The sequence below is a fragment of the Nostoc sp. FACHB-888 genome (genome assembly GCF_014696655.1).
Lineage (GTDB): Bacteria > Cyanobacteriota > Cyanobacteriia > Cyanobacteriales > Nostocaceae > Nostoc.
Window position 1 is genome coordinate 1 of the sequence record NZ_JACJQM010000048.1, and the last position, 24,483, is coordinate 24,483.

Consider the following 24,483-nt stretch of genomic DNA (forward strand, 5'->3'; position numbering starts at 1 on the left):
CAGCACCAAATTAACCGATTTGAAGGCAATGCTGATCGTGTCGCTGCTTTTGAGATAGATTTGAAAAATGATGCTCAACGCAAGGCTCGTCGCTTTGAAGTGCTGCTTGTGAATCAGGAATATCAAATGGCAATAGACACCCAAATTCGATTAACTATCGATAAAGCAAATGCGATTGGTCATTTAGAATATCTGCGTAACCAGTTTAGTGTAGCTAAGTTGGAAGCAAGATTAGCGATCGCTCAACAACTCTCTGATTTAGAATCTCGTGAATTAGTTGGTTTGTAATCATACCCATAAACCCCAAGACTTGAAAAAGAGGCAAGGGAGCAGGGAGCGGGGAGAATTGGGGAGAAGAATTTGCAATTTTCTCCCTGCCTCTTCCCTGGGATTATCCAAACAAAATCGGTGATTGTAGATTAACCAAGCATTTATAATCTGTGAGACAGCAGTTGGGCAATTTGCTGATTAATAATTGCAACATCAAAACGCCCACTAGCTGTAGTTCTGGCATTATTGGCTATAGTTGCAGTTATTTCCGTCTCCTGAAGACAGGTGATAATTACTTGTGCAAGTTCTTGGGGTTCTCCTGGTGTCACTAGAAAACCATTAAGTCCATGTTCTACTAATTCTATTGCACCTCCAGCTTTTGCCGCAACTACAGGTTTTCCACATAGCATCGCCTCAACAATCACTCTACCAAAGGGTTCTGGGGAAGTAGAGGTATGTGTCACTAAATCACAGGCTGCCATTAACTGGGGAATATCAGAACGAAATCCTAAAAATTTGACGCGGTTTTCTAATCCCAGTTCAGCAACTTGTTGGTCTAACTTTTGGACATAATCTTGTTCGCCAAATAGTGCATCACCCACTAAAACCGCTGTCACCTCTGGCGGACATTTGGCAAGGGCATCAATTAAAATATGCTGCCCTTTCCAAGGTGCAAGACGGCTAAAGTGTCCAACTACAAACTTTCCTTGCAATCCTAACTGTTGCTGTAACTTATTAATATCAGACTCATCAGTTTGATATTTTTTTGAATCAAAGCCGTTATAGACAACTTCGATAATATCTGTGCGTCCTCCCGCTTGTACAAAGGCTGTTTTACTAGCTTGAGAATTAGCAATTACTAATGATGCAAAACGATTAGCTAAATTAACAGCAATACGAAGATTAGTTTGGCTAAAATGCTCTATGGAAAGAATATCATGTAAATGATAAACCAGAGGGCGGCGACTAAAAAAACTTGCTAATGCTCCGACAACTAATGCTTTTTGGGTGTTGGCATAGATTAAATCGTATTCACGTGCTTTTTTAACTACCTTAATAATTAAAGGCGCAAGTTGTCCCAGACTCTTTAATCCTTGTACTAAACTGCTTTCTTTACGAACTTGGATTGCTTGAGTTGCGAGAACTTCCACGGGGATATGATTTTGTTGTAGTAAATCTTTAAATAGGCCATCTGCAAATAAACCGACCAAAGCGCGATCGCCATATGGTTTAGCAATATCTATTAAACATAATTCGGCACCGCCTGGTTTACCACTTTGATCTAAGAAAAAAATTCTCATAAAACCTCTACTTTATCTAATTTTGACCCGCATAGTGCCCCTAATATCTATTAGAATCTAACTTTTCACGGTATGTGAAAAACCTCTTTCTAAATCTCTCTCCTTTTAGGAGAGAGACTTTGAATTTTCCCCCTTCCCGACACGGGAAGGGGGTTAGGTTTTTGGTGGATTTTTCCACATAACTTAAAAAGTCAGCTATTACAATCACTTGTTTAAGCTAATAAAATTTTCCGTACTTCTTGGGCGATTTGATTCCAGTCATAGTGCGTTTTAGCGTACTGGCGACAGGCTTCTCGTGAAGGTATAGGAATATCTCCCAATAGTGCTTGCTCTAATTTTTCAGCAATAGCTGAGGCTTCTGGTGAAGTAGTAATTAAATCGGGTGTAAACTCCGATAAAATTTCTGGCATTCCCCCAACTGGGGTACATAAAACAGGAGTACCGCAGGCTAAAGACTCGATTATTACTAATCCAAATCCTTCAAAAGATTGGCTAGGCATGAGAGTTAATTCAGCAGCTTGATAAGCTATGGGCAATTGCTCATCAGGTAGAAAACCTAAAAATTTAACGTTGTCGGCTAGCCCTAATTCTATAGCCTGTTGTTGTAGTGCAGCTTGGATGTGACCACGACCTGCGATCGCTAGCCAAACATCTGGTATCCTGGGCTTAATTATAGCCAGTGCTTGCAATAATTTGTCAACACCGGTTCGATGTACTAAGCGGCGGGATGTAAATATTATCCGGCGATTACTAGGCCAGCCTAGTTTTATACAAGCCTCCTGGGGTGATAAATTTGGCTGAAACCAGTTAATATCAACTCCACCAGGGATAATATTAATTTTGCTCCACGGTACTTGATATTTATCATGTAAAATTTTACCAAATGCTTTGCTCAAAACAATGAAGCGATCGCAGCGATTATAAGTATTTTTTTCTATTAGCCAGTGCTTGATCAAAAGACTGAGATTTTTATTAACTACCTCTTGCTGACTCTCAGAAGCCCAAGGGCCATGAAAGTTAAAAGTAACTGGTACTCCCTTGGGTAAAATATCTAAAAGAGGAAAGCTATATAATGCAAAGTGCAGATTAATAGCATCTGGTTTGCTTGTTCTTGTTTTCTGAAAATTACTGCGAATCGACCATAATCTTTGCCAAATAGCACTATCAACAGAAGCCAAATTAGTCAGCTTAATCGGCGAATTTATTTCAGCCTCTGGTAGACCGACTCCGCATAATTCAACCTGGTCTTGATTTGCTGCTAATTTATGAGTTAGTTCATAAATATACCTTTCTAGTCCTCCGGGACTTTTAGGAAACCAGCCTAATCCCAGGGTGAGAATAGATGCAGATGATGAAGAGAAATTTTCTGATTTTTTTTCCACTGATGTATTTCCTATAAATATATTAAAATAGGCGCACAGCCGTGCGCGTCTATATCTGTTTCTAAACCTGAATCACTAGAGTTTCCGAATACACATTAGCAATAAAACTTTTTTATAGAACACCAATTTATAAACTATTTATATGCCAACGTCAATAAAGAATTGTTGTGTTTTTATTAACTAGATAATACCGAGATAGATATATATTATACCTACCAATTAAGGAAGTAAATGCTATGCAGGGAAAGACAAAAGCCGCTATTAAGCAATGAATACAGAAGAATTTTGTATACCTTATTACTGTTTTATTTGAATTATAAGTAAATATTAATACTTGAATAGTCTTTTAAAGATATTAGCTAATAATTTAAAGAATAAGGTGAGCTTTGTAAAGCTTATGTAAAATAAGTTCCTACTTATCGTATTCAGGGTTAGCGAGTATCTTAACTACTTAACAATAGTTATTTTTATTGCGGATTTTATAGGAAATGGCTGTAGATAAATAATTAAAAGCCTAAAAAATACATGAAAAATAAATTTCTGGCGCAGTTACGAAAACTCCGTCATAAACTCAATCGGTATATCAAAAAAATATTAAATATTAGATATTTACAAAAAAGCAAAACTTTTAACTTTTTACTTAGCCTGACTGTTGGAGTGATTGTTACTACCATTGGAATTACAACAGACTGGGCGACAACTGGAACATCCACACTTACCTATAAAACATCGTGGATAGGTAATACGATTGGCAGTGGAAATTTGCGGGTACAAAACAATATCGAAGCAATGTATGTTGCCCCTGATGGCACAGTCTACACCAACAGCCATTGGGATGAGGCTGGAATGGAGGCAGGAATATATAAGGATGGTAAGGTTATTGGTGCCCTTGGGGATACTCACGGCTGGAGTCGTGGCGGTGGCAAAGCTGTAACAGCAAATAGTAAATATATTTACATTGCCATGACTCAGGGATCGCGGGGTAAAACAAATGAAGACTACCCCCCTGAAGGAACAACTTGGCATTGCGTTAGACGCTATGACTTGTCAGGAAAACCAGCACCTTTTCCTGAAGGGCGTGGCTGGGATAAAAGTATGTTAATTACTAGTACTAAAAGTGAAGTCACTGGATTAGCAACTGTGGGTAATGAGTTGTATGTGAGTGATTTTGCTGCTAACCAGATTCGTGTCTATGATACTGATACGATGAAGGAACTCCGCAGCTTTACCGTTGCTAATCCGGGAGCAATAACTATTGATCCACAAAAAAATCTGTGGATTATTCAAAGCAAAAATGCTGGTAAGCCTGCCAAGATTCTCCATTATTCGCAGAGTGGAAAGCAATTACCCCAAGAGATTGCAGATATCATTGCACCAACTGCGATCGCAATTAATCATCAAGGTAAGCTGTTAGTCGCAGAAAATGGGCCGCGTCAGCAAATGTTGATTTATGACATCAAAGATAAGCCAGTGCAGACGGGTAGTTTTGGCTGTAAAGGCGGTATCTATGCAGGAGTTCCGGGTGAAGTTCGAGATTTGAAACTTTACGGACTTACCGGAGTTGGTACAGATGCTTCCGGCAATATCTATATAAATAGTAATGGTTTCAACAAATCGGGAACAGATTTGCGGAAATTTTCGCCATCGGGAAAACTAATGTGGCGATCGCTAGGATTAATATTCGTCGATAATGCAGATGCTGATCCTAAAACTGATGGTGTAGATGTATTCACCAAACAAGAACACTATCTGATGGATTACAGTAAGCCTGCTGGTAAGCAATGGACTTACAAAGCTTACACCTTAAATGCTTTCAAATATCCTCAAGATCCCCGACTGCATACATCGCCAGATGGAACCTTTGTCCGCCGCATCCAAGGGAAGCCGTTTTTGTTTCTCACAGATATGTATAACAGCTTTCTGCAAATATATCGTTTTAATCCAGACACAGATGGCAAAATTGCCATACCAGCCGGAATGTTTGTCGGTACTAATAGCGCAGATAAACCATTTATCAAGGGAAATTGGCCACCGCATCAACCAAAACAAGGAGAATGGATCTGGCGCGATCGCAATGGTAATGGCAAATTTGAAAAGAACGAATATGATATCAGCAAAGATTATCCTTATATCGGCGGCTGGTGGGTAGACAGCAAAGGAGATGTTTGGAAAGCTTTGCGAACAGAAGATGGCATTCGACACTATCCTCTACAGGGAATAGATGCTAAAGGCAACCCCATCTACAGCTATAGTTCGATGGAGAAGCAAACTACTCCCAACATATTTAACGACTTGCGGCGGATCGAATATTTCCCCGAAACAGATACTATGTATTTGTCAGGCTTCACTGTAGATCACCCTGCATTCGGTGACGATGCTGGAGTTGCTGGATCTGAGATTGCCCGTTTTGACAATTGGAATAAAGGAAATCGGACTCCTCGTTGGCGAATTGTAATTCCCTACGACACCACTGGCAAACGTGAAGTGTCTACCGCGGCCATGAGTGTGGCGGGAGACTATGTATTTGCCGTGACAGTCAAAACCGCAGAGGTATATGTCTATAATGCCAAAACGGGAGCGCAAGTACAACAGTTAAAACCAGGCCCAGAAGTTGGCGGCGAAAGTGGCTGGATTGATATACCCTACGGTATCCGCGCTTTTCGGCGTTCAAATGGTGAGTATCTAGTATTTGTGGAAGAAAATTGGAAAGGAAAAGTCATTGTGTATCGGCTGGCGGGGTAAGCATTTTATATCGTTAGTCCTAGCCCTTTAGGATCAGTTTAGGGTGTATTAACTAAATATTTAAATAAATCATCAATAACGGCATTTATATGTAATCTATGGAGTAAACATGATTTTGTTGAACGGCTCGAAGCTTTTTCCAAAGTGGGTTTTGCTTGAGTTTATCAAGAGACTTTTGATCATCATTACTCAAGGTTCCCACGAATAAAATATCACCGTCAGCTTTCTCTAATTCTTCTATAGAAATGTAAAGCTGGGTATGAGGTACAATAATATCTTGTGCTTTGGAACGTTGCAGCCCCACATCCTTAAGAATAGAATCGGGAAATGAGTTTTTAGCTTCGCTAAATATCGCGCCGGGAGCCAAGAAGATAAGAGAAATTTCCTTGTGCTTGTAGCGCGATCGCCTAAAGCTGCTTTGAGTTCTTCAACTCGCTGATAATAGCGTTCCCAAGCCTGCTTTGCAGCTTCTTGTCTTCCTAACCGCCCTAGTTGTAAAAAATTCACCATCACTCCCACACCTTCAAGCTTAATATATCAAATAGATTACGGATATTGATACCAGTCTTAAAACCATCTCTACGGTAGTAAATTGCCGCATCAGTACGCAAGTAATCGGGTATTTCAAAGGAGTTAACTGAATCTCCCGATCGCGTACCCACATAAACAGCCCCAGACCAAATCCCAAACCCTTCAAATCGCTATTTTGAAACTCATAGGTTGTCCAGAGGCTAGGTGTTAGTATTTCCATTTGCCTTTGTTGACAAGTAAGTTAAGAAATTAAATAGGACTCCTTCTTCTTGCTTTACGTCCTATCGGTACACACATCGGTGTACCCACAACGGGGTCAGCAACAACACGACACTCCAACCCAAAGACTTCCTGCACCATCTCTTCCGTCATCGCTTGTTTGGGTTCACCAGCCGCAAAAATCCGACCTTCTTTGACAGCAACCAAATAATCAGCATAACGGCAAGCTTGATTCAAGTCATGTAAGACCATCACAATAGTCCGTCCCTGAGTTTGGTTCAATTCATACAATAAATCTAGAACCTCTATTTGATGCGCCAAATCCAAAAAAGTAGTCGGCTCATCCAACAACAAAATATCTGTATCCTGTGCTAAAGCCATTGCAATCCAAGCTCGTTGTCGTTGTCCACCAGACAAAGTATCTAAGGCTCTATCTGCCAACTTCAACAAATCTGTAATCTCTAGCGCCTGTTGGACAATTTTTTCATCTTTTGCTGACCATTGCTGCAACCAATTTTGATAAGGATAACGCCCTTGTGCTACCAAATCTCGTACTGTTAGACCTTCTGGTGCTACTGGCCCTTGGGGTAAAATACCCAACTGCTGTGCTACTTCTTTGGTGGAAAGCTGAAAAATAGATTCCCCATCTAGATATACCGTACCGACATGAGGTTTAAGCAGTCTAGCCAGACCTCTTAATAAGGTTGATTTACCACACCCATTACCACCAACTAAAGCACTAATTTTTCCAGTGGGAATTGCTAAATTCAAGTCACGGATAATTGGTACACCATCGTAAGCTAAAGACAGACCCTTGGTTGATAGTCCTTTCATAGTTGCTCCCATTTTACATTTTGGATTTTGGATTTATGAAAACCTGATATTTTGGTTGATAAAGTATTATTTTTACCAAGCCCTCAGTCGCTTATTTTTTGCGGTTACGAATTAACAAATACAGAAAATAAGGAGCGCCGATCGCAGCAGTGACAACTCCACAGGGCAGTTCGATAGGTGCAAACAGCGTTCTTCCTAGCAAGTCTGCCATCACAACAATCATTCCCCCCAACAATGCCGAGATAGGAATCAAACCTTCATGATTTGTGCCTACTAACTGTTTTCCTAAATGGGGTGCAATTAAACCAACAAAGCTAATCATGCCGGCGGTGGCGACTCCTGCACCTGCTAAGGCTACACCCACTAGCACAAGTAAACCACGCTGCCATTCCACACGACTACCTAAACCTTTGGCAACATCATCTCCCAAATTCAAGGCATTCAAATGTCTTGCTAATGTCAACGCCATAGGCACAAAAACAATTAACCAGGGTAACAATGAAAAGACTTGCTCCCAGGTACGCCCATAGACACTGCCTGCCAACCATACCAGAGCATTGCTGACATCATAAATTTCCCCAAAGGTAATCAACAATCTGGTTATTGCACTGGCGATCGCATCTAAGCCAATACCCATCAAAATAAATAGAAGAGGAGAACTACCATTGTTCCAAGCCAGCCAATAAATTAAACTAGCCATCAACAAAGCACCAGCAAAGGCTGATAAAGATAAGGTGTAAATTGGGGCTGAAGGGAATAGTACAATTACTGTAACGGCTGCTAGACTTGCCCCAGCATTGATGCCAATAATAGCAGGGTCAGCTAAGGGGTTGCCTGTTAGTCCTTGGAAAATAGTACCAGAAATAGCCAGTGCTACTCCCACCATAAAAGCTACAAGGGTACGGGGTAGACGCAGATTGTGAATCACAAAAGCATGATCCCGGTTGCCTGTATCTAACCCTAATACAGTTTTGACAATATCTAAGGGCGAGATTGGGTATTCACCCCGTCCTACATTCATCACCATTGCCACTGCAATCACTGCTGCTAAACAAAGCAGCATGAGTGGTACACGTCGGTCTATGCGAAAAGATATCGCTTCGGAACGGATGACTAGCCAATCAACTTTCATTTTTTCACCTTTGACTTAGCTAGATATACAAAGAAGGGAGCGCCTACAAGTGCGGTCATTACACCTACAGGTAGTTCTTGCGGTTTGAGTAATACACGCGCAGCAATATCTGCAATTAAGATTAAAATTGCCCCCACAACTGCGGAATAAGGCAAAATCCAACAGTAATCAGCTTTAATGAAAAATTTCACAATGTGCGGAACTACTAAACCAATAAAGCCGATTGGCCCTGCCAGAGATACTGAACTTCCAACCAGTAAAACTACGCTGATGCCTGTAATGATTTTTATCCAAGCTGTTTGTTGACCTAAACCTTTTGCTACATCTTCACCGAGACTCATGGTAGTAATTTGTCTACCAAGGGCAAAAGCAACTAATAATCCGACGCTGACAAAAGGTAGTACCTGTAAAAGTATGTTGATATCGCGACCAGCCAGTGAACCAGCTAACCAAAATCTAATTTCATCTAATGTTTTTTGACTGACAATGAGAATAGCAGTAGTTAAGGAGGAGATAAGTGCCATGAGTGCTGCGCCTGCTACTGTCAAATTCAGGGGTGTAAGCCCTCCCCGTCCCAAGGAACCTAGAAAGTAGACTAAAATTGCTGTAGTTGCTGTACCCAAGAAGGCCACAATGGTTAAAACACTCAAAGGCAAGTTGCCAAAAGCAAAAATTGTTCCAACAACAGCCAGTGTTGCACCCGCCTCAATACCTAAAATGCCTGGGTCTGCCAAAGGGTTGCGTGTCAAACCTTGCATTAAAGCTCCTGCAACAGCTAAAGCTGCGCCTACAAGGATACCAATGAGCGATCGCGGTAATCTCACAGTCTGGATAACTAAGTGATCATAGGAACCATCAAAGGTTACAAAGGATGCCAAAATCTTGTCTAGGGGTATTTCTGCTGCGCCTAGAGTCACACTATATACCAAGCAAATCGACAGAATAACCAGCCCCAAAACCAGGCCAGCTAAGGGTGATAATTCGGGCTTTTTCCATCCTCTAGGTGACATTATGGAAGCTTTTGTCATTCTATTTTTGTGCTGTGTCAATAGTTAACTGTTTCTCAACCATAAAATTAATAATCTTTTTTGATAATTTGAGCAAATTTTCAGCTATTGAACCGCAAATAGGTAACTTAATATACCAATTTTGGCTTGTTATATTCTAGATGTTGCATAGAAAATCAGAATATTACTTTAAACTTATTGCAACATTTTTTCAACTCATTGCGTAAAAAAAAGAGAGACTAAGCTGAAGAAACTTTTAATTTGCACAGATAAATTACATGGAATGGTTACTAGGTAAGCATATTGTCCATTCAAAGAAAGGAAATCGTATGTGCGATCGCTGATTATTAGCTGAGGTTAAAAGTGATTTGTTTTCTCAAGTTTGTTGTGCAGTTATGATATAAGCACTACTGATGTGGGTTTTGTCCCTTACCAGGTTTATTTTATCGAGAATCTATATTATCAAGTAATTCGACTGACGAGTATAAATTCCTAATTGGTGTTTTTGGGTTAGTTCCAATCAATTCTTTTTGTCAAAAAAGGGGAAAGGGGCAGGGAAGAAGATCCCATACATAAATGTAGTTGCTCTGAAAACGCGGTATCAGAATCGACACAGAAATTACCATTGGGGATGTTTATAGTACTCTATATTGTCATGACTTCAGAAACTATGACCATCGGCATAAGAATTACCATTGCCGTTGCTATTAGCACTAATTAAGCATAAGCGTGAAGCTTAGAGGATAATCATGTTTCATAATTTCACACTTTATTTGTCTTAATTTGGTATGAGATAAATTAAGACTAAAATTAGGGCTACGCTACCAAAGAAATGTCTTAAACTACCTCTTGTTGTTTTTGAGTGAGATACATGGCAATTCCTTTCTCGTAATAAGCTGCTTCATTAATAAAAATAGGATAAACAGTAGACGCTCCCTCGTAGAAAATATCTTGTCCTGTAAAAGTCAGAAACATTGGATCACCTGGATTCAGAGGCTCATAATCTCTAAACTGAAGCTGGGGATGAATCATAGCTTTAATCTCTTGGTGATTGCTTCTAGGATAATCAATTGTTTCAATATATTTATAGAATGTAAGCGTGCTTTTGGTCTGCGGAATATTACCTTGGTTGCAACCTTCCAAATAGTCTAAAATTGCATAAACAAGCTGCTCTGTTTGCTGAAATAATTCGGCGTTTAAGATATTCTGAGCCACGGCACCAACTTCTATGACAAAACCTAATTCGCACAAAGAACGGAGAAAACCACCTTCTTTAGATTGTGGATTAATAAAAACCTTTACCATCGGATTGATAGAACTTAAATAAGCACCTAACCGAAGTAAGAAAGGATGCATATCGCAAAAAATCAGACTTAACCCCATATTGGCAGTTGTACTGTGTAAATCAACAATTACGTCTACAAATGGCTGATTTTGCGGTTGCAGCATCTGTTGGATTGCTCTCGCCCGCGTATCTTCATAACTGGAGAGTTGGGTATTTTGTAAGCCTTGATTAGTGAAGCAACGATTTAAATCCTTGTCAATGTATCGTTTACCTTCTTCAATAGCTTTGAGATTGCCAAGTAATGCCAAAGTTTCAAAACTTGATCTATTGATTAGATTTGGATACTGCTGAAACCTTTTGACTAGATGTACTCCTGTTAACTCATTACCGTGGTTACCTCCAACGATCGCAACTCGTTCAATGTGACTCATAACAACCTCATATCTCAAAGCCTTACCAAATAAGCGTAAACCTTCCACCAGACCTTTGGGAATGAAAAACCGGGTAAACTCTGTTTTTAAAAGCGGGTTCAATGTTGTAAATTTGAGAAAATTGATTAATAGTTGGTAACTGATAACTGTTACGCTGTTGGTCTTAGAACAAAAGGGGAGGAAAATTATGGAGTATGATTTTAAAGCGATGCCTCCGGCGGGCTACGCCTACGCTGAACTTTACAAAAACGCTCTCCTCAACGATGTCCTCCCATTTTGGGAAAAATATTCTCTCGATTGGCAGCAAGGCGGCTATTTTACCTGCCTTGATCGCTACGGCAAAATTTATGACACAGACAAATTCATCTGGCTGCAAAACCGCCAGGTGTGGACTTTTTCGATGCTTTACAACCAGCTAGAAAAACGCGAAAACTGGTTAAAAGTTGCCAGCAATGGCGCTAATTTTCTCGCCCAACATGGCAGAGATAGTGACGGTAACTGGTACTTTGCCCTCACCCGTGAAGGGAAACCACTGGTTGAGCCTTACAACATCTTCTCTGATTGCTTTGCAGCGATGGCATTTAGTAAATATGCACTCGCAAGCGGCGAAGAATGGGCAAAAGATGTAGCGATGCAGGCTTACAACAACGTTTTACGCCGCAAAGATAACCCGAAGGGCAAATATAATAAAACCTATCTTGGCACACGCCCTATGAAATCGTTGGCTGTACCGATGATTTTAGCCAACCTGACTCTAGAAATGGAATGGTTGCTGCCAAAGGAAACACTAGAGAATGTCTTAGCTGAGACAGTCCGCGAAGTGATGACCGATTTTCTCGACCACGAACGGGGACTAATGTACGAAAACGTTGCCCCTGACGGTTCCCACATAGATTCTTTTGAGGGACGGGTGATTAATCCCGGTCACGGTATCGAAGCGATGTGGTTCATCATGGACATCGCACGTCGCCAAAACAACACCAAAACTATTAACCAAGCCCTTGATGTGGTGCTAAATATCCTAAATTTTGCTTGGGATAGCGAGTACGGCGGATTGTATTACTTTATGGATGCAGATGGTCATCCTCCACAACAATTGGAATGGGATCAAAAGCTGTGGTGGGTTCACCTAGAATCTTTGGTTGCATTAACGATGGGCTATCGCCTGAGTGGGCGTGAGGTGTGTTGGGAATGGTACCAAAAAATGCACGATTACACCTGGTCACATTTTGCTGATTCAGAATGCGGTGAGTGGTTTGGCTATCTCAATCGCCGTGGAGAAGTATTATTGAACCTCAAAGGTGGCAAATGGAAAGGATGTTTTCACGTACCGCGTGCATTGTACCTTTGTTGGCAGCAATTTGAGGCATTGTGATACCTGCGGCAGTAAACAACGCAGTCAGTTTAATCTACAAGTAAACGTGAAATCAGTGCCATTGTATAATACTCAATCATTTCTGAAACAGAAACCGAAAATTAGAATTTTAATTATGCTTAATTTTTCTAAAGTTCTTGCTTTAGCTTTAACAAGTTTAAGTTTTTACACTGCCAGTATACCAACATTCTTAAAACCTGCGTTAGCTGGGGAACCAATTATTGATAGAAACTGCCATCGTCACGAGAGAACACAAGCAGTATTTCAAAAAATACCACCACAAAATCAAGCTAGAATATTGCTGACATCTCCTTTTAAAGTTAATAATCAAAAATACGCTCTACAATTACTAAAATTTCCTAACTCTACAGGTGTCTTATGCCTTTGGAAACCTAATGATCGGCTACCACAAAGATTGAAATCCCTGTCGATGATTCAAGACAAGGTAATTGAAAAAGTTGAAAGAGATGCGTCTCACCCAGGAACTTATATAGTTACAGTCAGAGGCGAGAAAGCTGAAGATATATTAACAAGGGCTTATAGATTAAACCTAACTAATCCCAATCAACCAAAGGCGACACTGTTAGTCAGAGTGTACAAAAAGTAAACGGGTTTTTTGTATATAGATACAGAGTTTGTCTCTATTGTTTTGTGAGTGATGCTCTTGTGTCTCCTTAAGAGGATGTTTATTAAATTGGCATTCTTTTTATTAGTTTGGCATAACAAGTACTGAAGAACCATTTTTATTGCCTCTTCACAGCAATTGTATAACTAGGTAAATGTGAGGCATCTGTTTGAGTTTTCACAAGTCGCAAGTCATTATCTATATATAAATGCTCAAAGACTTGAGAAGTTACTAAGGATGTTTTTTTAAGTTCATTAGCATGATTTGCCTCTAAATTTTCTAATTGTAGAGCTTTAGTCAAATTCAATTTTGGCGTATTCAGTCTGACTTTAGTGTTTATTTTATTATTAAACCAGTTATACACTGATTCTAAAGTTAGAGGAATTTCTCTATTTTCAAAAGCCTGAAACCTATCAATGTTATGAAGATACCATCTACCATTTTGAACTTCATATTTTTGGATCAACATGAAATCATAAGCTGGTAATCTTGATTGAAAATTCTGAGAATCCGGCTCTTTTCCTATTATATACCGAGCTACACTGCCACAATAACCATCTTGCTGGAAAATTTGGAAGGACTGCTCTTGTATTCTTTGCGGTAAACTCTCATGAAACGATATAGTAGACCAGATTGGTGTCCAAACACCCACTAAAAGCCGTAATTGTTCCGTAACGCTGAAAACAGGATTATGTTGGCTCAACTTGATAAAATAGGGAAGTAATTCAGTTTTATAAAAATCTATCTCGTCATTTAAATCTTTTAAATTTCGGCCTTGAACTCTTGCAAAAATTTCATTTTTAAATTTTACTTTTTTTGGAGCACTTAATTGATTTTTCAGTAATAGGTCGAACATTACCATTTACCTTTTTCTAATTTTTTTAGATGACTTGGTTGGTAAGTATTAAAAACTGCTGAGTTTAGCGATTATAAAGGTACCATCTATTTTTTTATTTTGTAGCTTAAGCCTTTTTGCCCCTCTTTTTAACAGTTTTTGGGTGCTTATCTGCTTGATATTACTTATTTTAACTCACAAAGTGGTGTGATCCAGATCACTGTAAACTGAAATATATTGAAGAAGCATTTAGAAATCAGAGTATTGCATACATAGATGTGTAGCGGCTGACCATCCGAAATTTCTACGATTCTCTTCCCGATGCCTAGATATCACACCATTTTACAGTGCCTTTTTTCGCAATCACCCAACGGTGATTTACAAGTAACGCACAAAAAGAGCTAACTTGATGCGTTACGCTGACGATCCTACAATTGACCTGCAACTAATTTTCCAAAAGTAATCTAGCAATTACTCCTTTTATTAATTTTCTTATCTTGTCGGTTGCATCGAGAACGGCAACTGCTGATATCTCATGAGTACAAAATTACTAAAGCATCTAACTACTACACTATGGCGCACACTGCGGTTCAATACCCTTATTTGTGTATTTTTTGTTACTTTAAATTCACAAATAATGAAGAGTGAAGAATCAAAATTTTAATCCTTCACTCTTCATACTTCATTTGATATTTCTACGATTCTCTTCCCGATGCCCAGGTATCACGCCATTTAACGGTGCCTTCTTTGGCAATCACCCAACGGCGATTTACCAAATTTTCCCGCAGAGGCGATCGCCCTTCCCGCCACATGGCATATTTATATGCAATCAGCTTACCAGCACTCTCATCGAAGGCAATCTCAGCAGACCAGGTATTTTGATTGATGTACTCTAAAGGATATGCTTTGCTGATATCCCAGTTACCCAACTCTGGGCAATCTCCAGTTACCACAATAGTTTCGCCGGGTTGGGTATCCACGCCATTGAGTTGTACGCGCACAATTGTCTGTGCTCTGATGCGTTCCCCAACGTGGCTGAAAACAAGCACTCCCCGTTCTTCTAATACTAGGTCATAAATCTTGCCGTCTTTCACTTCATACTTATTGCGAGTCACTACGCAGGTATGCTCCCCATCGGGCAATTCTGTTTCTACTTCTGGTAGAATGACTTCTCCTCCCCGGTTTAAAGCTACAAAACACAGCGAGTCACGAGAGCGGCGCACATAACAGTAAATGTCGGGGGTGAGGTATTTTGGCCAATGGCTACCCATTGACACGGCTGGATTTAGTCGCCGTAAGCCAGACAATAGCCTGATGTAACGATATATCTCAGTATCAGTATCCCAACTTTCCATCATCGGGCGATTATATGGGTCGTTACCGCCATCGGTGTCGTTATGCAGATACTGTTCTGTGCCGTAATATATACAGGGAATGCCGCGACAGGTCATAATTAAGGCGATCGCAACCTTAAGCATCGCTGGATCGGGGTTCAGCGATTGGAAGCGGGACATATCATGGTTATCGATGAAGGTAACTAACTCTGTTGCTCCCTTGTAACGATAATCCTGGTCAAAAATGTATTGAATTGTCTGGAATCCGTTTTCTGAACCTTGCGCCAGTGCGGCTCGAATTGCCACGCACAAACCAAAGTCTAACAGTGTCATGCCTGAGTGGTTAACAAATTCCACCGAGCGATCGTCACTAGGATTACTGTAAATCCATTCACCAAAAATAAATACATCTGGTTTGTGATTGCTCATGTCGCCAGTGAATTCTTGCCAAAACCAGATGGGCATGTGCTTGACAGTATCTACCCGCAGTGCATCCACACCCCGGTCTAGCCATTGTTTAATTGCTGACTTGATATACTCCCGATATTCAGTATTGTTTTCATTAAAGGTTGCTAAACCAGATAGTTCACAGTTTTGTACTTGCCAGTCGTCTTCCCAGTTTTGCACTTCGCCATAGTGGTGATACCAATGATTGACATCATCATTAAAATCAGCAATTTTGACGCCATCATCATACAATTCGCCTTTGCTACCGCTAGTATCAGGGCTGCTATGGTTGCAGACGATATCCAGCACCAGCTTCATATTCCGCTTGTGCAGTTCCGTAATTAACCGATCAAAGGTCGTATTTTTTTCTTCTTGGGTAGCGTTTAAAGAAGGATTCTCCCCATCAGCAATGTACCGAGGATTGAGCCGCTTAAAGTCTTTTGTCCAATAGCCATGTAGCGCTGCATTGCCAACAAATAACTCTTCAACCTGCTCGAACAGAGGAGTTAACCAAAGGGCGGTAACTCCCATATTTTTTAGATAATCTAATTTATCGATGACACCTTGCAAGTCACCACCCCAGTACTTACCCCAATCTTGTCTAGTTGGATCGTACAGTTCTGAGTTTGCACCTTCGCTGTTATCTGGATCGCCATCATAAAAGCGATCAACCACAAGAAAGTAAATGGTTTCTTGACGAAATTCAATATCTCTAGTGTACAGAAACTCTAGGTCAATCTCAGTTTCTGATGGTGATGTTTCTATAAGAGCTTCTACTTTTTCTTGTGCAGAATCAACTTCGTATTGATCTGGTGAAAATTGAGATGCAGGGGTTTTTACCATGAAAAAACTCAAAATTAATGTAATTCACACTTGTAGAACCAACAATACAACGTTTTAAGTATTGAGTGCTACTACAAACATTGCTATAGTTGCATCCCACTCACGGTGTAAGTATCTATCGCTAGCTAGTTTATAATTCTATCGGTAGACATAATTCATTTGTCAGAGGATAAAAACAAAGGACTATAGTACCTATTAACGGTAATTGCTTCAAGTTTTTACCGAAAAGCTGGGTCTAGAGCTACGCACTTGTAGGACGGCTTTTTATTATATTTTAATTAATCTTATACCGAAGGTGGTAGTATAAGACAGGAGGTGGAAGGATGCTTGTTTTTGAGTTCAAGGCTTATGGAAAATCAGTGCAATTAGTTGCAATAGATGACGCAATTCGGGCTGCAAAGTTTATTCGCAATAGCTGTATTCGGCTATGGATGGACGTTAAAGGTATAGGTAAAAACGATTTGCAGAAATACTGCGCGGTACTTGCGGCTAATTTCCCGTTTGCTAACGAACTCAATTCAATGGCTCGTCAAGCTTCTGCTGAACGAGCATGGTCTTCTATCTCTAGGTTTTACGACAACTGCAAGAAAGGTATTCCAGGTTTAAAGGGGTATCCTCAGTTCCAGAAAGATTGCCGTTCTGTTGAGTACAAAACATCAGGCTGGAAACTTGCAGATGATCGAAAATCAATAACTTTCACTGACAAGAAAGGTATTGGAAGATTAAAACTCAAAGGTACTCGTGATTTGCACTTCTACCAAATTAACCAGATTAAACGGGTTAGATTGGTAAAACGTGCCGATGGTGTGTATGTTCAATTTTGCATTGATGTAGACCGTTCTGAAAACATAGAACCAACTGGTAATACAGTTGGACTGGATGTCGGTTTAAAGGAATATTACACCGACTCTGACGGCATTAGGATCGAGAATCCTAAGTTTCTTCGAGTTGGCGAAAAACTTCTCAAGCGTTCACAACGTCGAGTTTCCAGAAAGGTAAAAGGTTCAAACAACAGAAGCAAAGCAAGACTCGTTTTAGGTAAGCGCCACCTCAAAATAAGTAGGCAACGTAAAGACCATGCTGTGAAATTAGCACGGTGCGTAGTTCAGTCTAACGACTTGATAGCCTATGAAGATTTGAGGATTAAAAATATGGTGAAAAATCATTGTCTTGCTAAGTCTATTAATGACGCATCTTGGTATCAGTTCCGTGTTTGGGTTGAGTACTTTGGTAAAGTATTTAAACGTGTCACGGTTGCGGTAAATCCGCAATATACAAGCCTTGAATGCTCTCGCTGCGGTGAACTTCTTAAGAAAACTCTATCTACTAGAACACACGTATGTTTGTGTGGATGCGTGATGGATAGGGATGAAAACGCAGCAAGAATTATCCTTAGTCGAGGATTGGGTACGGTAGGGCATATCGGAACCTCTGCGCTAGACGTAGGCAACGCTTGCGGAGATGAAACCTCTACTCATGTTGGTGAAAACCTGCATGAGCAAGTTATGTCTTAGATTCAAGAATCCCTGTGCGTTCACGCCGGGGAGTGTCAAAACAAGATTTAATTAGTGCCGGATATTAGCTGTCTACAAGGTTTTATTACACCTAAGCAATACTGAGTAAAGCATTTATTAGCTAACTTTTTCTCTAGAAGATTCGCTCCATTGGTAAACTGACCATTGTCACTTTCAATCTGTTATTACTATCAAGCAATTAATTCAGGTAGCAATTATGACAAAATATGATAAGGTTTTTAACTCACCAAAGACATCAGAGGAATCGCTAAGTCCAGAGGAAGCGGTGGCGGCGATCGCAACTGTCACGGCGATCGCTGATTCGTCTATTGAAGATGTAGATGCAGAAAGTTTAGCGGGTATCCTTTGGGAATTTGAGGTCTTCGAGGAATACTCAGAAGATGAAATCGCTGAAATAGTTGATAGACTCATAGGCATTACAGAAGAAGAGGGAATTGGGCCTCTGTTTAATGCCGCCAAAGTATCTCTATCGGATGAATTAGTGCTGGATGGTTTTGCTGCTGGAGTGATAGTGCTTTTAGACGAAGAACTCGCTATCCCCAAATCGAAACAAGCCTACCTCAAAAAGCTACAAGCGGCTTTGGAACTTGAGGATGAGGAAGCAGAAGAAATCATTAAGGAGGTAATTGCAGCTTTTGAGGAAGAAGATGCAGATGATGAAGATGAGACGGTAGTCATAGAAGATTTTAGCGACCAGACATATCAATCTCCTTTAGGTAATTTTACTGTACCGATTCCGGTTGATCCGCAGCAAGGCGGTAGAATTCAAAGCCAGGAAGGAGTAGTTGGCTTTTCTGATGACATCGGTACTTTACTGAGAATCGATTATTATCCTTTCCCTTTAGAACAGTTAGAGGAACTGGAGGCTATTGGACAAGAAGAATATTTACAAACAATTTTAGTAGACAAGTATGTACCCCAGGCGATTTTTGCCAATGTACCAGATGCTTCTGTGGAGTATACCGAATATCTGGAAGACACTTTGCGAGGCGCTTACTACGTGTTAATCGATATGCCCAAAGGTTCAACGATTTCTAAGCAAGAAAATAATGGAACTGCTATGAGATTAGATGCGTACCGGGGGCTACTTACCTTTATCAATGGTGAATTTTTGTATATAGTTAGTAGTCAGCACAGCTTTATTAACGGCGAAACTCCCGATTCTGTTGAAGAAGAGGCTGAAGACATCAAGGAGAGTATTTTGGAGTTTGTTGAGACTATAGAGTTCAATTAGGTAGTGTAAACCTTAGTTAACTTGTTCAAACTTTAGTAATTCTAGTAATATTGCTCAAATCATAGATGCGATCGCATCTATGATTTCCATACCTTTTTGACGGTGACGTTTCTAAGTAATCTCTGTGATGCAAAAAAGCGACCGCTAAACGGATTCACGCCATCACTGTACCAATAAACTGTTGGGAATGGATGGCGTTCTCAATTCAGGTTCATAAACTCATGAACTTATCTGATGTACATTTGGAAAGGGCCCTCTCTGACGACAAGCCCAGAGGCGGAATGCCTCCGGTGTCTACGCTTGTGATTTTTCATGACAATAACCCTGCTAAACAATCGCTATCAAGTTATCCAAGTAATCGCCGCTGGTGGGTTTGGCGAAACTTTTCTGGCTGAAGATGTGCATATGCCTTCTCGCCGTCGCTGTGTGATCAAGCAACTAAAACCGATAACCAATAATGACCCGCAAGCCTACCAGCTTATCCAACAACGGTTTGAACGGGAAGCCGCAACCTTGGAATATTTGGGTGAAAGTAGTAACCAAATACCTAAACTCTACGCCTACTTTTCTGAGAACGGGCAGTTTTACCTCGTCCAAGAATGGATTCACGGTCAAACCTTAACAAAAATTGTTGAGGCTAAAGGATTTGAGAGTGAAACTGCTGTTCGGCAAATTCTCTTGAATCTGCTTTCAGTCTTAGATTATGTCCACAGCAAAGGCATTATTCACCGCGATATTAAGCCTGAGAACATTATTCTCCGTTCTGTTGATGGCAAACCAGTTTTGATTGATTTTGGCGCTGTTAAAGAAACAATTCGTTCAGTGGTGAATACTCCAGGATACCCGACGCGATCGCTCGTCATTGGTACGCCTGGCTATATGCCTAGCGAACAAGCCGTTGGCCGCCCAGTTTACAGCACTGATATATACAGCTTAGGCTTAACGGCGATTTATCTGCTGACTGGTAAACACCCGCAAGAACTACCAACTGATCTCAAAACTGGAGAAATACTTTGGCAGCAGCACGCCCCTAACGTCTCTTCCCAATTTATGGCGATCCTCAATCAAGCAATTAAACCTCATGCTGGCGATCGCTACAGCACTGCCAGCAAAATGCTACAAGCTTTGCAGTCTGTTAACAATATACCTCCTGAGTTAGCTGCAAATAATTCCACAGTCAGTTTTTCTCCTACTGCTACATCGACTCGACAAACCCAAGCATTATATTCCCCGCAAAAAAATTCTGCTATCGCATCTCTTAGAAACTGGCAAAAACCTGCTGTGATTGTTGGTAGCTTGCTGATAGGCAGCTTGCTTAGTGTAGTAGCAATTTCTAACATCACTCGTCAGCAACAACCAGAAACAACCATTGCTACAAGTCCCACCCCATTGCCAGAATCTTTGCCCACTCCTGCATCTGCCGAACCGTCCGCTTCTTCTGAAACTTCTCCAGTCCCAGTTATACCCACCTCACCACCACGACGGCGAGTAATTCCCGATGTGCCAACTTTTAATTCCCCAGTTGTATCCACACCACAGCCAGAAAAAGAGCCTGTAACTTCAGATACTCCAGCGCCAGAAGTGCGTTTTACACCACAGCCAGAACCAGAGAATATTGCACCTTCCACACCCCAAAACAACGATCAGCCGCCTAGTAAAGTAGCTACCACTAACAGTAGCCAAAGCGTTCCTGCATTTCCTACAGGTACACCCAGAAGCGCCGTAGAAGCTGCCCTCGGCAAACCAAATCAAGATTTAAGAGGTGTATGGGGCAATACCCGTGCTGTTGTTTACAAACTAGTACCAAACAAAATTGATCTTGGTTACTTATTTGATCGTAATTCTAAAGTGTTGCGTCAAACTGAGGTATCTTTTGCCCAATCGGTAGACTCGCAGGTAATGGAGGCTACCTTGAATGGATTGTTAAATGGGCAAGCCACTGAAGAAATTAAGCAGGGACTCAAAGAGGTACAACAGCGCCAGTCGGATAATTTTAGGTTTAAGAAAGGCTCAGTTAAGGGTCAGATTATTCGCCAAGAATGCAATTTTATTTACATCAGCATTTGGGATGCAAATTTACATGATTTTGTGAGTCCAGCTACAGCCAAAAGGTGTTAATTTCTGGTAAAAATTATCTTCAAGAGTTAAGTTTTTGTATCCTATAAGACAAATATAGTATTCAATATAGTAATTAAAAAACTGGCATTCTTGGGCAACAATCAAAATAATTGCAGTCCTTACAAACATAAAAACCCAGTTTTTAGGATTTAGTCTATTTGTCTTCTAGGTTTTACAACTAAACCCATAGAAATCTGTCTTTTCCATGCCCAATGCTCATTTTCAAGCCGAGTTTCAAATTCTTAATCTTCATAAAGTTATAAATACCATTATTAAGTTTTTAATAATACTTGTCTCAGCTTCTACATTCATGTCGTAAAGTACGATCGTAATTGTGTAATCTGAAGACAGCAAAGCTAAATTATTCAATTGAGGTCTGATGACTCCTAGAATCATGCGTCAGCTTTGGTCAGTGGTTGAAACTACTCAAGCCAAGCTCCTCTTACAACTGGATGATGCTAGCTTGGTGCAGTGGTTAGTGAAACAAACCGAAACGCAGGTGTTGTTAGATTCTAACGAAACTGATTTTCTCTGCCACTACATCCAATCCCGGCTAGCCCTTATACGTGATATGGCTCATGAACGCCAATGTTGATGAGCAATATCACAATGAATTGATTGATAGTCAAATGTTATTACTATTGACTATTGGCTTTTTGAGGAAAATAACCTTCCACTAAGCAGTCAGAGCCTACTACACGCCAACGAACACGTTCTAGAGACAACGCCTCAGTCATGGTAGTAAAACCTAGATCGCCCACAGGTGTGGGAGCAATGGTACCACCAATGATTTTCGGGGCAATAAATGCCAAAACTTTTTGCACTGCTCCTTGAGCGATCGCACTAGCAGCTAAGATACCACCACACTCCCAAAGGACGCTACAAAAACCCCGTTCATACAAGTACGCCATTGCCTTATCTGGTGTAAGTGATGTTAATTCCACCACCTCCACCCCCTGCTTGAGCAACACTTCTTGGAAATCGGGATTAGCACCTTTCTGTGTTAACACCAAAGTGGGAGCATCCGCAGTTTGCCACAGATGGGCACTTTCCGGTAAGTCGAGATGGCGACTCATAACCACCCGCAGGGGATTATGTGCTTCCACCTGACGGGTAGTTAAGTAAGGATTATCTTGTCGGACTGTATTACCGCCGACAATTATTGCATCGCAAGCCGCCCGCAACTGATGTACTTCATTGCGGGCTTCTTGGCTTGTCACCCAGGTGCTATGACCAGAGGTAGTAGCAATTTTGCCGTCTAAAGTCATGGCATATTTTAAAATTCCCAAAGGTCGTTTGTAGAGAATGCGATGCACAAAAGCTTCATTTAGCTGATGACAAGCTGATTCTTCTACTCCTACCAACACTTCGATCCCCGCCGCACGTAAACGGGCAATACCGCCTCCAGCTACTAGTGGATTGGGATCAACCATACCCACCACCACTTTTGCCACCCCTGCTTGGATCAATCCTTCTGAACACGGGGGAGTTCGTCCGTAGTGATTGCAAGGTTCTAGGCTGACATAGATTGTTGCACCGCGAGCGCGATCGCCTGCTGCCCTCAAGGCAAATACTTCTGCATGAGGCTCACCTGCACGAGGATGAAACCCTTCGCCGACAATCTCGCCATCCTTAACAATCACCGCTCCTACTAATGGATTTGGCGAAGTCCGTCCTAAAGCGCGGCGAGCAAGTTCCAAACACCGCAGCATCATACGAGAGTCAAAGTCACTTCCGATCTTTTCCTTTGGTGGTGAATTCAATCCAACTGCTGGCTCCACTAGATGTATACTTTCCTGAGTGTAATTTGCTAAGGATGCATCTGCTTGAGCGACCACTGGGGAATTATCCATAATTTTAGGCAATACTGTAAATATTCTGCACGCGATCGTGCAGCCTTTCCACAGGAGAATAGCGCTTTGCATATCTATTTGAACCGCAATCTCCTATAGGGTAGCGTGCTACCCACCCATTTACAGCGTCGCTACAAGTCCTTCAGGCAATTTCTCTTCTCTAGGAGAGGCTGCGCCAACAGGAGCCACTGTTGATGTTTCTTTGTCCGCTCTTAGTAAGTTGGCGGAAAAATTTATAAGTATGTAACGAAAATTTAACCAGAACGATTTGTTTTACATAGTTTGGTTTTTTTATGCCCACCTACGTAATCCGGGGTCTTTAATCTCAGCAAATTGCTCAACTAGACTCTGTTGAATATTTCTGATGTCTGCCGAAACACAAATCAAATCGGATTGCTATAGTACTATTTGAGTGTAGGGCTAGCCCTAAAAGTAGGCATCGCCCCCACCCATTTATAGCGTTGCTACAAGCTCCTTTAAGCGATCGCGTCCATCGCGGAAGACAGGCCAGCCATCTCCCACTAACACTGCTTCTACCCGACTCAGTTGAGCTAACCTCCGCACAGAAGCAACAGCCTGCTCTCGATTCAGCAGCTTGTCATCTGGCAATATAGTTAAGCTACCTGCTTTACGTGCTCTGACTAAATCTCCTGTAATCAACGTTGTTTCCTCCAGTAATAGAGCCAATTCACCGGGAGTTTTCGAGCCTTGAAGTTCAATCACCTCCAATCCTGGCACAAATTCTTCACCATCAGACAGCCAGCGATCGCAAGCTATAGGAAAAGTGTCTTTTTCTGCCACAGGGCCAGCTATTTTAGCGTATGTTTGATCGGCAATTTCTTTAGTTGCCCTGACATGCTCGGAATTCGTCAGCACAATCCAAACCACACCACCGAGGGACTTCAGATGATTCCAATCATGGTTTGATAGGGCTACTGGGTCAATCAAGATGTTGCCATCTGGGCGAATCCAGGCAATCCCATTGAAATCAATATTTCTTGCCGGATTGAAATTAGACCAGCTATAGAGATCGGGACGGTGCAAAGATTTCATGATGATTCTGGATCAGTACTTCAGTAATTGACTATTAATATCAATAATTAAGTATATAGATAATAAGGGCATTGGGGATTGGGCATTGGGCACTTGT

General features: G+C 41.0%; 18 protein-coding genes and 2 pseudogenes. 8 read left to right on the plus strand and 12 right to left on the minus strand.

The window, feature by feature from the left end:
* Positions 1-288: pseudogene (locus H6G26_RS24235) on the plus strand (hypothetical protein); the annotation flags it as partial.
* A 143-nt stretch (positions 289-431) separates the two neighbouring features.
* Here the strand turns inward: H6G26_RS24235 and H6G26_RS24240 are convergent.
* Together H6G26_RS24240 and H6G26_RS24245 are read right to left on the minus strand one after the other, a co-directional pair.
* Positions 432-1,571 (minus strand): glycosyltransferase family 4 protein, encoded by a 1,140-nt coding sequence (locus H6G26_RS24240; RefSeq protein ID WP_190731940.1) that lies wholly within the window; start codon positions 1,569-1,571, stop codon positions 432-434.
* A gap of 212 nt (positions 1,572-1,783) precedes the next feature.
* Positions 1,784-2,953, minus strand: coding sequence for a glycosyltransferase (locus tag H6G26_RS24245; protein ID WP_190731942.1), 1,170 nt, complete (start codon positions 2,951-2,953; stop codon positions 1,784-1,786).
* Between the two features lie 525 nt (positions 2,954-3,478).
* Between H6G26_RS24245 and H6G26_RS24250 the strand changes: the two genes are divergently transcribed.
* On the plus strand, positions 3,479-5,695 hold the full coding sequence (locus H6G26_RS24250) for a hypothetical protein (RefSeq protein WP_190731944.1): 2,217 nt from the start codon (positions 3,479-3,481) through the stop codon (positions 5,693-5,695).
* Between the two features lie 85 nt (positions 5,696-5,780).
* On the opposite strand, the gene H6G26_RS24255 is transcribed toward H6G26_RS24250, so the two are convergent.
* The 6 genes and pseudogenes from H6G26_RS24255 to H6G26_RS24280 all read right to left on the minus strand — a co-directional run bounded on the left by H6G26_RS24255 (position 5,781) and on the right by H6G26_RS24280 (position 11,134).
* Positions 5,781-6,062, minus strand: coding sequence for an ABC transporter substrate-binding protein (locus H6G26_RS24255; RefSeq protein ID WP_190731946.1), 282 nt, complete (start codon positions 6,060-6,062; stop codon positions 5,781-5,783).
* Between the two features lie 169 nt (positions 6,063-6,231).
* Positions 6,232-6,428: pseudogene (locus H6G26_RS24260) on the minus strand (TonB-dependent receptor); the annotation flags it as partial.
* A 47-nt stretch (positions 6,429-6,475) separates the two neighbouring features.
* On the minus strand, positions 6,476-7,279 hold the full coding sequence (locus H6G26_RS24265; RefSeq protein ID WP_190731948.1) for an ABC transporter ATP-binding protein: 804 nt from the start codon (positions 7,277-7,279) through the stop codon (positions 6,476-6,478).
* Positions 7,280-7,370: 91 nt separating this feature from the next.
* The gene (locus H6G26_RS24270; protein WP_190731950.1) at positions 7,371-8,411 is read right to left on the minus strand and encodes an iron ABC transporter permease; all 1,041 of its coding nucleotides are present in this window, start codon (positions 8,409-8,411) and stop codon (positions 7,371-7,373) included.
* Complete coding sequence (locus tag H6G26_RS24275) at positions 8,408-9,439, minus strand: iron ABC transporter permease (protein WP_190731952.1); 1,032 nt, start codon at positions 9,437-9,439, stop codon at positions 8,408-8,410. Before H6G26_RS24275 ends, H6G26_RS24270 begins: the two co-directional genes overlap by 4 nt.
* Positions 9,440-10,255: 816 nt before the next feature.
* Entirely contained in the window at positions 10,256-11,134 is an 879-nt protein-coding gene (locus H6G26_RS24280) for an aspartoacylase (protein ID WP_190731955.1), read from the minus strand.
* 187 nt (positions 11,135-11,321) lie between these two features.
* On the opposite strand from H6G26_RS24280, the gene H6G26_RS24285 reads away from it, so the two are divergent.
* Together H6G26_RS24285 and H6G26_RS24290 are read left to right on the plus strand one after the other, a co-directional pair.
* Positions 11,322-12,509 (plus strand): AGE family epimerase/isomerase, encoded by a 1,188-nt coding sequence (locus H6G26_RS24285; RefSeq protein WP_190731957.1) that lies wholly within the window; start codon positions 11,322-11,324, stop codon positions 12,507-12,509.
* A gap of 115 nt (positions 12,510-12,624) precedes the next feature.
* Positions 12,625-13,116, plus strand: a complete 492-nt coding sequence (locus H6G26_RS24290; RefSeq protein WP_190731959.1) for a hypothetical protein — start codon at positions 12,625-12,627, stop codon at positions 13,114-13,116.
* Positions 13,117-13,252: 136 nt separating this feature from the next.
* On the opposite strand, the gene H6G26_RS24295 is transcribed toward H6G26_RS24290, so the two are convergent.
* The gene (locus tag H6G26_RS24295) at positions 13,253-13,990 is read right to left on the minus strand and encodes a hypothetical protein (protein WP_190731961.1); all 738 of its coding nucleotides are present in this window, start codon (positions 13,988-13,990) and stop codon (positions 13,253-13,255) included.
* Positions 13,991-14,664: 674 nt separating this feature from the next.
* The gene (locus tag H6G26_RS24300) at positions 14,665-16,593 is read right to left on the minus strand and encodes an alpha-amylase family glycosyl hydrolase (protein WP_190731963.1); all 1,929 of its coding nucleotides are present in this window, start codon (positions 16,591-16,593) and stop codon (positions 14,665-14,667) included.
* A 323-nt stretch (positions 16,594-16,916) separates the two neighbouring features.
* Here H6G26_RS24300 and H6G26_RS24305 point away from each other — a divergent pair, with 323 nt between their 5' ends.
* From H6G26_RS24305 to H6G26_RS24320, 4 genes are all read left to right on the plus strand, one after another.
* Positions 16,917-18,107: an RNA-guided endonuclease TnpB family protein gene (locus H6G26_RS24305; protein WP_190731966.1), complete on the plus strand. Its 1,191-nt coding sequence runs from the start codon at positions 16,917-16,919 to the stop codon at positions 18,105-18,107.
* Between the two features lie 217 nt (positions 18,108-18,324).
* The gene (locus H6G26_RS24310; protein ID WP_190731968.1) at positions 18,325-19,362 is read left to right on the plus strand and encodes a hypothetical protein; all 1,038 of its coding nucleotides are present in this window, start codon (positions 18,325-18,327) and stop codon (positions 19,360-19,362) included.
* Positions 19,363-19,674: 312 nt separating this feature from the next.
* On the plus strand, positions 19,675-21,480 hold the full coding sequence (locus H6G26_RS24315) for a serine/threonine-protein kinase (RefSeq protein ID WP_190731969.1): 1,806 nt from the start codon (positions 19,675-19,677) through the stop codon (positions 21,478-21,480).
* Between the two features lie 379 nt (positions 21,481-21,859).
* Positions 21,860-22,075 (plus strand): hypothetical protein, encoded by a 216-nt coding sequence (locus H6G26_RS24320; RefSeq protein ID WP_190731971.1) that lies wholly within the window; start codon positions 21,860-21,862, stop codon positions 22,073-22,075.
* A gap of 43 nt (positions 22,076-22,118) precedes the next feature.
* Here the strand turns inward: H6G26_RS24320 and ribD are convergent, their stop codons facing one another.
* Both ribD and H6G26_RS24330 read right to left on the minus strand, forming a co-directional pair.
* Positions 22,119-23,333, minus strand: coding sequence for a bifunctional diaminohydroxyphosphoribosylaminopyrimidine deaminase/5-amino-6-(5-phosphoribosylamino)uracil reductase RibD (gene ribD, locus H6G26_RS24325; protein WP_190731974.1), 1,215 nt, complete (start codon positions 23,331-23,333; stop codon positions 22,119-22,121).
* 453 nt (positions 23,334-23,786) lie between these two features.
* Complete coding sequence (locus tag H6G26_RS24330; protein ID WP_190731976.1) at positions 23,787-24,386, minus strand: MBL fold metallo-hydrolase; 600 nt, start codon at positions 24,384-24,386, stop codon at positions 23,787-23,789.
* Positions 24,387-24,483 lie beyond the last annotated feature (97 nt).

Excerpts from the sequence above, each read along its gene's own strand:
- H6G26_RS24270 (WP_190731950.1), bottom strand. The coding sequence starts at position 8,411 with ATGAAAGTTGATTGGCTAGTCATCCGTTCCGAAGCGATATCTTTTCGC.
- H6G26_RS24305 (WP_190731966.1), top strand. The coding sequence starts at position 16,917 with ATGCTTGTTTTTGAGTTCAAGGCTTATGGAAAATCAGTGCAATTAGTT.
- H6G26_RS24290 (WP_190731959.1), top strand. The coding sequence starts at position 12,625 with ATGCTTAATTTTTCTAAAGTTCTTGCTTTAGCTTTAACAAGTTTAAGT.
- H6G26_RS24250 (WP_190731944.1), top strand. The coding sequence starts at position 3,479 with ATGAAAAATAAATTTCTGGCGCAGTTACGAAAACTCCGTCATAAACTC.
- H6G26_RS24265 (WP_190731948.1), bottom strand. The coding sequence starts at position 7,279 with ATGAAAGGACTATCAACCAAGGGTCTGTCTTTAGCTTACGATGGTGTA.
- H6G26_RS24275 (WP_190731952.1), bottom strand. The coding sequence starts at position 9,439 with ATGACAAAAGCTTCCATAATGTCACCTAGAGGATGGAAAAAGCCCGAA.
- H6G26_RS24310 (WP_190731968.1), top strand. The coding sequence starts at position 18,325 with ATGACAAAATATGATAAGGTTTTTAACTCACCAAAGACATCAGAGGAA.
- ribD (WP_190731974.1), bottom strand. The coding sequence starts at position 23,333 with ATGGATAATTCCCCAGTGGTCGCTCAAGCAGATGCATCCTTAGCAAAT.
- H6G26_RS24320 (WP_190731971.1), top strand. The coding sequence starts at position 21,860 with ATGACTCCTAGAATCATGCGTCAGCTTTGGTCAGTGGTTGAAACTACT.
- H6G26_RS24280 (WP_190731955.1), bottom strand. The coding sequence starts at position 11,134 with ATGAGTCACATTGAACGAGTTGCGATCGTTGGAGGTAACCACGGTAAT.
- H6G26_RS24300 (WP_190731963.1), bottom strand. The coding sequence starts at position 16,593 with ATGGTAAAAACCCCTGCATCTCAATTTTCACCAGATCAATACGAAGTT.
- H6G26_RS24330 (WP_190731976.1), bottom strand. The coding sequence starts at position 24,386 with ATGAAATCTTTGCACCGTCCCGATCTCTATAGCTGGTCTAATTTCAAT.
- H6G26_RS24315 (WP_190731969.1), top strand. The coding sequence starts at position 19,675 with ATGACAATAACCCTGCTAAACAATCGCTATCAAGTTATCCAAGTAATC.
- H6G26_RS24240 (WP_190731940.1), bottom strand. The coding sequence starts at position 1,571 with ATGAGAATTTTTTTCTTAGATCAAAGTGGTAAACCAGGCGGTGCCGAA.
- H6G26_RS24295 (WP_190731961.1), bottom strand. The coding sequence starts at position 13,990 with ATGTTCGACCTATTACTGAAAAATCAATTAAGTGCTCCAAAAAAAGTA.
- H6G26_RS24285 (WP_190731957.1), top strand. The coding sequence starts at position 11,322 with ATGGAGTATGATTTTAAAGCGATGCCTCCGGCGGGCTACGCCTACGCT.